Below are 9,097 nucleotides of genomic sequence, written 5' to 3' on the forward strand. Positions count from 1 at the left end.
CCCCACCATGCACACGGACACCCGCACGCCTCACGGCCCCGCCCCCACCGCCGAGGAGCTGCTCGGCACCGCCCTGCACGACGAGGTGGTCCGGTACTTCGCGGAGCAGCCCGACGCCCCGGACGCCGACTTCGTCACGTACCAAGTGCGCGAATGTCTGCGCTACCTCTACCTCGTCTCCCGCCACCCCGACCGGCTCGGCGGCCTCTTCCTCCCCGTCGAGCAGGACATCGACGAGATCTGGCACTACCTCATCCTGCAGACCCGCGAGTACCGGGAGCTGTGCGAACAGCGGCTCCCCGGCGGCCACTTCATCCACCATCGCAGCATCTCGTACGACGCCTACCAGGCCGATCCGGGACGCGAGACGGCCGCCGAGGAAGCGCTGCGGTGGATCCCCCTGTACACCGCCGCGTTCGGTCCCTTCGACGCGGACGCTCTGCCGCACTGGACGGTCGTGCGCTTCCTGCACGACCAACTGGGGCTTTCCCTGGCCGAGATCGCGGACGTCGACGCCGTCGCGGGGACACCGGCATGACCGTCACGGCGCCGCGCGCCGGGGGCGCGGCGCCGCCTGACGTGCTCCGCCGCGTCATGTCCGTGCTCGTCGTCTCGCAGACGCTCGGCGGCGCGGGCATGGCGGCGGGCATCACGGTCGGCGCGCTCCTCGCCGAGGACCTGCTCGGCTCCACCGGCCTTGCCGGACTGCCGACCGCGCTGTTCACCGGCGGCGCGGCCGTCGGTGCCGCCGCCATCGGCCGCCTCTCGCAGCGCCACGGGCGCCGTCCGGGGCTCGCGCTCGGCCACGGCGCCGCCGCGCTCGGCAGCGCGGGAGTCGTCGCGGGCGCCGCCTGGCAGTGGGCGTGGCTGCTCCTGACGTCGCTCTTCGTGTACGGCGCCGGTACCGCGACCGGGCTCCTCGCCCGGTACGCGGGCGCCGACATCGCCCCGCCCGAGCGGCGCGGCCGTGCCACCGGCACGGTGCTGCTCGCCACGACGCTCGGCGCGGTCGTCGGGCCGAACCTCGTCGGCCCCACGGGCGCGCTCGCACACGCGTGGGGCATTCCGCGGCTCGCGGGGCCCTTCCTGCTCGCCGCGGTCGCCTATGCCGCGGCGGGTCTCGTGCTGTGGGTGTGGCTGCGGCCGGATCCGCTGCTGCTCGCGCGCGCGACGCCCGAGCCAGGGCCGGAGCCGGAGCCGGGTGCGGAGCCCGAGTCCGTCCCCGTTCCCGCGCCCCGGTCGTCGGCGGTGGCGCGCACGGCGCGGTCCGACCGGCCCGCCCCTTTGCCCGGTCTCGTCACCGGCGCGACCGTGATGATCACCGCTCAGCTGGTGATGATCGCCGTGATGACCATGACGCCCGTCCACATGACCGGGCACGGCCACGGCACCCAGGCCGCCGGGTTCGTCATCGCGCTGCACGTGGGCGCGATGTTCCTGCCGTCGCCGCTGAGCGGACTGCTCGTGGACCGGATCGGTCGGCTGCCCGTGGCGGCCTCGTCCGGCGCCGTGCTGCTCGCCGCCTGCCTGGTCGCCGCGCTCGCCCCGCCGACCGGCATGGTGGGTCTTTCCTGCGCGCTCGTCCTGCTCGGCGTGGGCTGGAACCTGGCCCTTGTCAGCGGCACGGCGCTGATCACCGATGCCGTGCCGGGGGAACGCCGCGCCTCCGTGCAGGGCCTGGTCGACGTCGGCGTGGCCCTGGCGGGCGCGACCGGCGGCATGGCGTCCGGCCTGGTGGTGGCGGGCGGCGGTTATCCGCTGCTCGCGGTCGCGGCGGGCACGCTCGCCCTCGCGGTGATCCCGCTGGTGGCGCTGCGGGGCGCGGCCCGGTCCTGACCTCCGGCGGGTCAGGCGGGCGGGCCGCGCCCGTGCGCAGGTCAGCGGTGGGTGTCGAGCACCTTGCGGAGCACCCCGGCGAACTCTTCCGGGGCCCCCTGCTGGCCGAACTCACCGCCGAGGAATCCCCCGTGGTGACTGGGGAAGATCACCGGCGCGGAGCCGATACGGGCGGCGAGCTCCGCCGCGGCGCGGGCGGCGAGTTCGCCCTCGGACTCCTTCCCCGCCGCGAGCACGATGTGCGTCGACGCGGCGCCGAGTGCGGCGAAGTCGGGCCGGTAGCCCGTGCACGTACGGAGGTTCTGGCCGAGCAGCGGATCGTCGCGCGAGCCGTCGTCCTCCGTCGGCAGCCCGAAGTCGGCGGGCGAGGGGGCCGGTTCGTCCCGCCAGTTCTCCTGGAACGGCCCCTTCCGGCTCGTCACCGCGATGAACTTCGCCATCGCGGGTCCCATCCCTTCGCGCTGATACGTCTCGTGCAGATCCGCGCAGACCGCGAGGGCCGCTTCGCGGTCCGGCAGCACCTGCACCGTCGGCGGTTCATGCGCGACCAGTGTGTGCACGAGCTCCGAATGCCGGGCGACCAGGGCCAGCGCGTTGACGGCGCCGCCGCTGCTGGCGAACAGGTCCACGGGGCCGACCCCGAGCGCCTCGATCACCCGGCGCACGTCGTCGGCGTGCTCCTCGGGCGTCGACTCCACCGCGCCGTCCGTTCGGACACTGCGGCCCACCCCGCGCGGGTCGTAGGTGACGACGGTCCGGTCGGTGAAGTACGAGGACAGCGAGGCGAAGCCGTCGGCGGACATCGGCGATCCGATCAGTACGAGCACCCGCTCGCCGTCCGCCGCGGCGGTCGAAGGGCCCCGGACGTCGTACTGGATCTCGGCGCCTTTCGTGGCCAGCTTGTGGGTCACCGGATCAGCCATGGCTGTCTCCTTCATCGTTCTCGGTTCCATCGTTCTCGGTCGTCATGACGTTCACTGGTGCAGACCGGTGCCGACGCCGGAACTCATCGCGTCTGCCGCGCCTTTCGCGCCCCCGTGTCCGAGCAGTGTTCGAGCGGGTTCACGAAGAACTGCACCGCTCCGGACGCGACGACCTCCGCCATGACCCGCCGCCAGCGGGGCGAGCAGTCCTCCAGGGTCTTGGCGGTCTCGAAGTAGCAGAGCCCGGACTCGAAGCGGTCCGTGATGGCGGCGCAGGGTTCCGGGGCATCGGCCCTCGGCACGGCGGGGGCGACGGCGCCCGCGGAGCCTGTCGTGAGGACGGCGGCCAGCATGACGCCGCAGGCCAGGGACGCGGCGAGGCGACGGGGACCGGGGGTGATCAGAGGGCGCGGCGTGGTCAGGGGGCGGTGCATGGCGTGGCTCCTTCTCGGGTGACCGGTCAACGGGGCAACCGGAACGCGTAACTCGGTATCCGGGGTAACGGGTGACCCGCCGCCCGGGTCACCTGCTCGCGGGATCCTGGTGTCACGCCCCTGCCGCTCGCGCTCGCCGTCATCTACCGTCGTGATCATGACTGATGCCCGTGCAGTGCCCGAGGACCCCTCGCTGTTCAGCACCATGTCCACGATGCGCGCCATGCGCAGGATCAAGCCGGATCCGGTGCCGGAGGCCGTGCTCGACCAACTGGTCCAGGCCGCCGTGTGGGGTCCCAGCGGCGGCAACATGCAGTGCTACGAGTACGTCGTCGTCACCGACCGCGAGGTGATGGCGCGGCTCGCCCCGCTCTGGGAACGCTGTGTGGACGCCTACTTGGCGACCACGGGGAAGCACGCGCCCGAGGGGATGGACAGCGCGGCGTACGGGCGCATGGTCGACGCGATCACGTACCAGCGCGATCACTTCGCGCAGACCCCCGCGCTCGTCATTCCCTGCTACAGCTTCCCGCCCCCGCGCATCGACGCGGAGGGGGTGCGGGCCTCGACCGAGGCGCTCGGGCCCGTCGCCGCGGCGCGGCAGGCCGAGCCCTCGACGCAGATACGTTTCCATGCGCTGGCCGAGGGTTCGTGCGTGTATCCCGGAGTGCAGAACCTCCTCCTCGCCGCCCGGGGACTCGGCCTCGCCGCCAACATCACCATCTGGCACCTGATGCTGGAGCAGGAGTGGAAGAGCGAACTCGGCATCCCGGAGGGGATCAACACGTTCGCCGTGATCCCGGTCGGCTATCCCGTGGGCAACTTCGGCCCTGTCAGGCGCCGTTCCGTACGCGAGGTGGTCCACCGCGACGCGTGGTGACGCGGCGGCGTCCCGTACGCGCTGTCGTACGGCCGTAGGCGTCCCCGGAGTACGCGTCACCGGCGCACCTCGGCCGCCCTGCGGTCCAGCGTCCCGTAGTCGACCTTGCCGTTGGGCAGGCGCGGCAGCGCGGGCACAGCGATGACGCGGGCGGGCAGCGCGGTCGTGGGCAGGCTGCGCAGCAACTGCGCCCTGACCCGCTGCTCGTCGAGTGCCGTGCCGCCGGTGACGACGAAGCCGACCGGCCGGGGGCGGGGCGCCCCGCTCACGCCGATGCCCGCATCGGTGATGCCGTCGCACGAGGTGAGGGCGCGTTCGATCTCGGCGCGTTCGACTCGCACGCCGCCGAGCTTGAGCTGGTGGTCGGCCCGTCCGTGGAAGAGGAGTTCGCCGTCCTCGCGGACCGTCACGAGGTCGCCCGTGCGGTAGTGGCGGGTGCCGTGCAGGTCGACGAAGCGCTCCGCGTCGGTCCCGGGGACGGCAAGGCCCAGTCCCGCTATGTACAGCTCCCCCGTTCCCGGGGTGTCCGGTGCCGCCGCGATGTGCAGGGTCACCCCGGCGATCGGCCGTCCGATGGGAACCGCGCGGGCGCGGGCGTCGGCGGGCGCGCAGGCGTGGACCGTGGCCCACACCGTGCACTCGGTCGGTCCGTACTCGTTGTACAGCTCGGCCTGCGGCAGTTCGGCCAGGTGCCGTGCGACCAGGGCGGGCGAGCAGCTCTCACCGGCCACGATCACCGTGGTGAGCGTACGCAGCCGGGGCGCGAGGCCCCCGCGCAGTGCCACTCCGTAGAGCGAGGGGACCATCAGCAGATGGGTGGCGTGGTGGCGTTCGGCGGCGCGGGCGACGGCCAGCAGGTCGCCGGGTCTGCCGCCGGGGACGACGAGCAGCCCGCCGCTCGCCAGGGTCCACCAGATGCCCGCCATGGAACTGTCGAAGGAGAGCGAGGAACAGAGCAGGAACGCGCCGACCCGCTCGGCGTAGTGGCGCAGGCGCGCGGCGGTGGACCAGCCGAGGGACGTGGCCGCGATCGTCACGGGCTTGGGGAGTCCGGTCGAGCCGCTGGTGAAGCAGGTGTAGGCGTGGGTGCCGCGGCGTGTGTGGGTGCCGCCGCTCGCGTCCGCAGGTCCTGACGGCTGCCCGGTGCGCTGCCGTGTCGCGAGAGCGACGTGCTCGAGACCCGCCACGGCGCCCGCTTCGTTCTCCTCCGGCACGAGCACGAAGCGGGCGCCGCAGCCTTGCGCCATGAGCCGTCGCCGCTCCTCGGGGAACTCCGCGTCGACGGGGACGTAGCAACAGCCCGCCCGCAGGACGCCGAGCAGCGCGGCGATCGTGTGGCGCGAGGCGGTGCCGTGCACCACGACCGGCTCGTCCGGGCGGGCGCCGCGGGCGAGCAGGGCGTGGGCCACCGCGCGCGAGACCTCGTCGAGTTCGCGGTAGCTGAAGGTGCCCGTGCCGTCGGCGACGGCGGACGCGCGGCCGCCGAGGCGGGGCTCGACGAGGTCGAGGATGTGCGGCGGCTCACCGGTCCAGCGGGGCCCGGCGAGCCGGACGTCGCCGGTGGCGCGGGCCGCTGCCATGTCAGCGGACCAGTCCGGTCAGGGCGTCCAGGTAGGTGGCGACGGCGCGTTCCATCCACACGGTGCTGAACAGATGGGTGTCGTAGGTGATGTAGCCGCCCGGCTCGTCGTCCCAGCGCATCGTCCAGAAGAACGGCAGCGGCATCGGCAGCGCCGACTGGGAGTCCAGCGTGAGCCGGTCCAGGGCGAGCGCGGGCGTCCGTGTCGCCGGGCGCACCGGTGAGCGCACGATCACCTGGAAGACGGGGGCGACCAGATCGCGTGCGGTCATCAGCTCCAGGAGCTGCGGGGACTGCTCGAGGACACGGATCAGCGGGATGTCGTTGGCGTACGCCTCTCGGCAGCGCCGGTCGACGCGCGGGCACAGCTCCCGCAGGGCCTCCGGGTCGTGCGCGCCGGAGTGCTCGATCTGGATCTGCAGGACGTTGAGCAGGAAGCCGACGGTGTCCCATTCGGACGGGATGCGGCCCGCCGTGATGACCGGGACCAGGGCGTCGCCCGGTGGCAGCAGCGCGCCGACGAAGGCGGTGAGGAGCAGGGTGAACGGGGTGGTGCGGCCGTGCCGTGCCGTCAGGCGCACGGCGTCGCGCAGTTCAGAATCGATGCGGAAGGAGTGCACGGCGGTCGGCCCCGGCGCGGCGTCGGGCGTCTCGGCCGGCAGCCCGAGACCCTCCACCGCGGTGAGCCGGTCCCGCCAGTACGGCAGTGCCTGGCCGATGCGGGCCTGCCACTTGTCGCCGTGGTCCTCCGCCGCGATGTCGGCGTACTGCATGACGTCCGCCGAGAGCGGCGGATCGCCGCGGAGCCTGGCGCTGTAGGCGGTGACGACATCGCGGGCGAGCACGTCCTGCGACCAGGCGTCGGCCGCGATGTGGTGGGCGACGAGGACGAGGACCGCCTCGTCGCCCTTGCGGCCCAGGTCCGCCCAGAGCAGCGGGGGTTCGTCGCACGGGTGGGGCCGCAGGGCGACCTCCGCGATCCACTCGTCGAACGAACGGCCGGGGCCGAGGCGGGTCACGGCGAGCCGGGACGGCATCGGGGGCAGCACCCGCTGCCGCAGGGCACCGCCGTCGCGCAGCAGCAGGGTGCGCAGTGCGCCGTGGCGGGCGACGACGTCGTCCAGGGCCCGGCGCAGCACCCGTTCGTCCACCGTGCCCGACACCCGGTAGGCCGCGCGCACCAGGAACCCGGGTTGCAGGACGGTGCCCGGCAGGAGCGACTCCACGAGGCCCAGGAGTTCTTGCGCGTACGTGGCTCGGTGCGTGGCGTGGGTGTCCTGGGCGGCTCGGTGCGTGGCGTGGGTCGCGCCGGGCGTGTCGTGCGTCGCGCGGGGCGTGGCTTCCGTCACCGCGCCACCTCCTTCTGCCTCGGCCGTACGCGTACGGGCAGGTGTGTGATGCCGGAGAGGAACGTCGATCGCGCCCGCCGGGGCTCGCCGGTCACCTCGATCCCGGCGTACCGGGCGAACAGTTCCGCGAAGAACAGCCGGAGCGTGACCCTGGCGATGCCCGCGCCCGCGCAGTAATGGGGGCCCGCGCCGAACGCGAGGTGCCGGTTGCGGCGCCGACCCGGGTCGAACACGTCGGGGCGGTGGAACACGGCCTCGTCGTGGTTGGCGGAGCCGAGCCAGGCCACGACCGGGTCGCCCTCGGCGAGGGGCACACCGGCCAGGACGACGGGCCGTCGCGCGTGGCGCATGAAGTGACGCGCGGGCGATGCCCGGCGCAGCGCCTCCTCCACCCCGCTGTCGAGCAGGTCGGGCCGGTCGGCCCAGTCCGCGTAGCGGCCGGTGCGGGAGAGTTCGAACACGGCGGCCGAAGGCACGTGGGCCAGCGTCACGCTCGCGCCGAGCAGCAGGCTGTAACAGTTCGAGAGGACCTCGCCGGGCGTGAGGCGCGCGCCGTCGACCTCCATGGCCAGCAGCACGTCGACCAGGTCGCCGGGTTCCTCGTGCGGCCGCTCCGGGTGGTCGTGGTGCGTCCCACGCCGCCGCTCGCGCACCAAGTCGGCGAAGTACGCGAAGAGTTCGCGGTGACCGCGCTCCAGGGTCGCCTCGGATCCGCCGGGCAGCCGGTGTTCGGGGTCGTCCTCGGCCGCGCACATCATCGCGAGCCGCACGAGGCGGGGGCGGTCCCGCGCGGGAAGGCCGAGCAGCGGGCCGAGCACCACCAGCGGGAGCTGCGCGCAGGCCGCGGCGAAGTCGAACGTCCGCTCCTCGCCCGGTGGCACGTCGGGCAGCAGTTCACGGATGCCCGCCCGGATCTGCTCGGTGTGCGCCTCGGCGGAGCGCAGCCGCAGGGCCCGGTGCAGCGGCGCGCGCATCCGGTCGTGACGGGGTGGGTCGGTGACCGCCATCTGCCGCCCCGCCGCGGGGTCGGACCTGCCGAGCAGGCTGAGCAGCGTGCCGCGTTCGGAGGTGAAGGACGCGTGGTCAGCGAGGACGCGCTCGACGTCCGCGTACCGGGTCACGGACCAGAAGCCGAGTGCGTCGGATACCTGCTGCCAGGACACGGGCGCGTGGGCGCGCAGCGCGCGCCAGGCCGCGTACGGGTCGCCCTCCGTGTACAGCGCCGGATCCGCGAGGTTCACTTCGGCGGGCGGGACGGTCACTGTCCTGGCTCCGACGGCGACTTAGGCTCCGACTGCGGCTCCGGCTCCCGCCCTCGCTCTCGCTCCGGACGAGGAGTTCCGGGACCTGTCGTCGCGCCGTTCTTCGCCGCCGACTCCACCGCCTCGGCGAGGGCCGCGATGGTGGGCGTCAGGAACAGCGCCGCCGCGGGCACCTCCACGCCGAACTCCGTGTCGATGGCCAGCTGCAGTTCGGCGGCGAGCAGGGAGTCGCCGCCGAGTTCGAAGAAGTCGTCCTCGACGCCGATCGGCTCGACCCCGGCACCGATGCCGCCGAGGCCGGTGCCCCACAGGGCGACCAGTCTGTGCTCGACGGTGGTCCGCGGCTCGATGTAGTCGGAACTCATGCCGAAGGCTTCGCGCGCGCTCGCGCCGTCGACTGCGGGACGGTCGTCCACCGGCATCGGCCTCCCCCAAGGCGTGACAAGGCGGTGTCCGTCGACCCTGTCAGCCCCCGGAGGGGGCGGGGACCTCGCTTTCCCGCCAAAGCCTCTTCAAAAGATTTTCCAAAGGAACGCAAAAAGAGAGTCAAGAACCGGACCCGACTTCCGGGACGCCTGGGGGAGAGATAAAACTCCCGCACACACGGGATCACCACCAACGCCCCCCGGCCCCACCCGCCACCAGCACCCCAATCACACCCGGCCGAGTACGGGGGACGAGAAAGCACGTTCCCGCCCGAGCCCATTCGGACCGCCTTTTCGAGCAGCGCACCGACAGAGCGAACACGGCTCGCGTGATAGCAATAACCGCAGGCCAAAGAGCCACAGGGGGCGCAACTCGGCAATTCCGCGACACCCTCGCCAAGGCTTCCAG

9 protein-coding genes are annotated in these 9,097 nt (G+C 73.2%); 3 read left to right on the plus strand and 6 right to left on the minus strand.

Annotation, left to right across the window (positions count from 1 at the left end; all coding sequences use genetic code 11):
• The first annotated feature begins 7 nt into the window (after nt 1–7).
• On the plus strand, nt 8–538 hold the full coding sequence (locus KY5_RS03650; protein WP_098247039.1) for a hypothetical protein: 531 nt from the start codon (nt 8–10) through the stop codon (nt 536–538).
• On the plus strand, nt 535–1,836 hold the full coding sequence (locus tag KY5_RS03655) for an MFS transporter (RefSeq protein ID WP_098240814.1): 1,302 nt from the start codon (nt 535–537) through the stop codon (nt 1,834–1,836). Before KY5_RS03650 ends, KY5_RS03655 begins: the two co-directional genes overlap by 4 nt.
• A gap of 41 nt (nt 1,837–1,877) precedes the next feature.
• Here the strand turns inward: KY5_RS03655 and KY5_RS03660 are convergent, their stop codons facing one another.
• Both KY5_RS03660 and KY5_RS03665 read right to left on the minus strand, forming a co-directional pair.
• Entirely contained in the window at nt 1,878–2,759 is an 882-nt protein-coding gene (locus tag KY5_RS03660) for an alpha/beta fold hydrolase (protein ID WP_098240815.1), read from the minus strand.
• Nucleotides 2,760–2,842: 83 nt separating this feature from the next.
• Complete coding sequence (locus tag KY5_RS03665; RefSeq protein ID WP_098240816.1) at nt 2,843–3,193, minus strand: hypothetical protein; 351 nt, start codon at nt 3,191–3,193, stop codon at nt 2,843–2,845.
• Nucleotides 3,194–3,350: 157 nt separating this feature from the next.
• Here KY5_RS03665 and KY5_RS03670 point away from each other — a divergent pair, with 157 nt between their 5' ends.
• Complete coding sequence (locus KY5_RS03670) at nt 3,351–4,073, plus strand: nitroreductase family protein (RefSeq protein ID WP_098240817.1); 723 nt, start codon at nt 3,351–3,353, stop codon at nt 4,071–4,073.
• 56 nt (nt 4,074–4,129) lie between these two features.
• On the opposite strand, the gene KY5_RS03675 is transcribed toward KY5_RS03670, so the two are convergent.
• The 4 genes from KY5_RS03675 to KY5_RS03690 are packed head-to-tail and all read right to left on the minus strand — an operon-like array spanning nt 4,130 to nt 8,679.
• A complete protein-coding gene (locus KY5_RS03675) occupies nt 4,130–5,653 on the minus strand; it encodes an amino acid adenylation domain-containing protein (protein WP_098240818.1) in 1,524 nt (507 codons plus the stop codon).
• 1 nt (nt 5,654) lies between these two features.
• On the minus strand, nt 5,655–7,001 hold the full coding sequence (locus KY5_RS03680) for a condensation domain-containing protein (RefSeq protein ID WP_159072484.1): 1,347 nt from the start codon (nt 6,999–7,001) through the stop codon (nt 5,655–5,657).
• Entirely contained in the window at nt 6,998–8,263 is a 1,266-nt protein-coding gene (locus KY5_RS03685; protein WP_098240819.1) for a cytochrome P450, read from the minus strand. The genes KY5_RS03680 and KY5_RS03685 overlap by 4 nt, the downstream gene beginning before the upstream one ends.
• Nucleotides 8,260–8,679 carry an acyl carrier protein gene (locus tag KY5_RS03690; RefSeq protein WP_234362599.1) on the minus strand — a complete coding sequence of 140 codons (420 nt, stop codon included), beginning with the start codon at nt 8,677–8,679 and terminating at the stop codon, nt 8,260–8,262. Before KY5_RS03690 ends, KY5_RS03685 begins: the two co-directional genes overlap by 4 nt.
• Nucleotides 8,680–9,097 lie beyond the last annotated feature (418 nt).

Source organism: Streptomyces formicae (genome assembly GCF_002556545.1).
GTDB classification, from domain to species: domain Bacteria; phylum Actinomycetota; class Actinomycetes; order Streptomycetales; family Streptomycetaceae; genus Streptomyces; species Streptomyces formicae_A.

Excerpts from the sequence above, each read along its gene's own strand:
- KY5_RS03675 (WP_098240818.1), bottom strand. The coding sequence starts at position 5,653 with ATGGCAGCGGCCCGCGCCACCGGCGACGTCCGGCTCGCCGGGCCCCGC.
- KY5_RS03655 (WP_098240814.1), top strand. The coding sequence starts at position 535 with ATGACCGTCACGGCGCCGCGCGCCGGGGGCGCGGCGCCGCCTGACGTG.
- KY5_RS03665 (WP_098240816.1), bottom strand. The coding sequence starts at position 3,193 with ATGCACCGCCCCCTGACCACGCCGCGCCCTCTGATCACCCCCGGTCCC.
- KY5_RS03670 (WP_098240817.1), top strand. The coding sequence starts at position 3,351 with ATGACTGATGCCCGTGCAGTGCCCGAGGACCCCTCGCTGTTCAGCACC.
- KY5_RS03650 (WP_098247039.1), top strand. The coding sequence starts at position 8 with ATGCACACGGACACCCGCACGCCTCACGGCCCCGCCCCCACCGCCGAG.
- KY5_RS03660 (WP_098240815.1), bottom strand. The coding sequence starts at position 2,759 with ATGGCTGATCCGGTGACCCACAAGCTGGCCACGAAAGGCGCCGAGATC.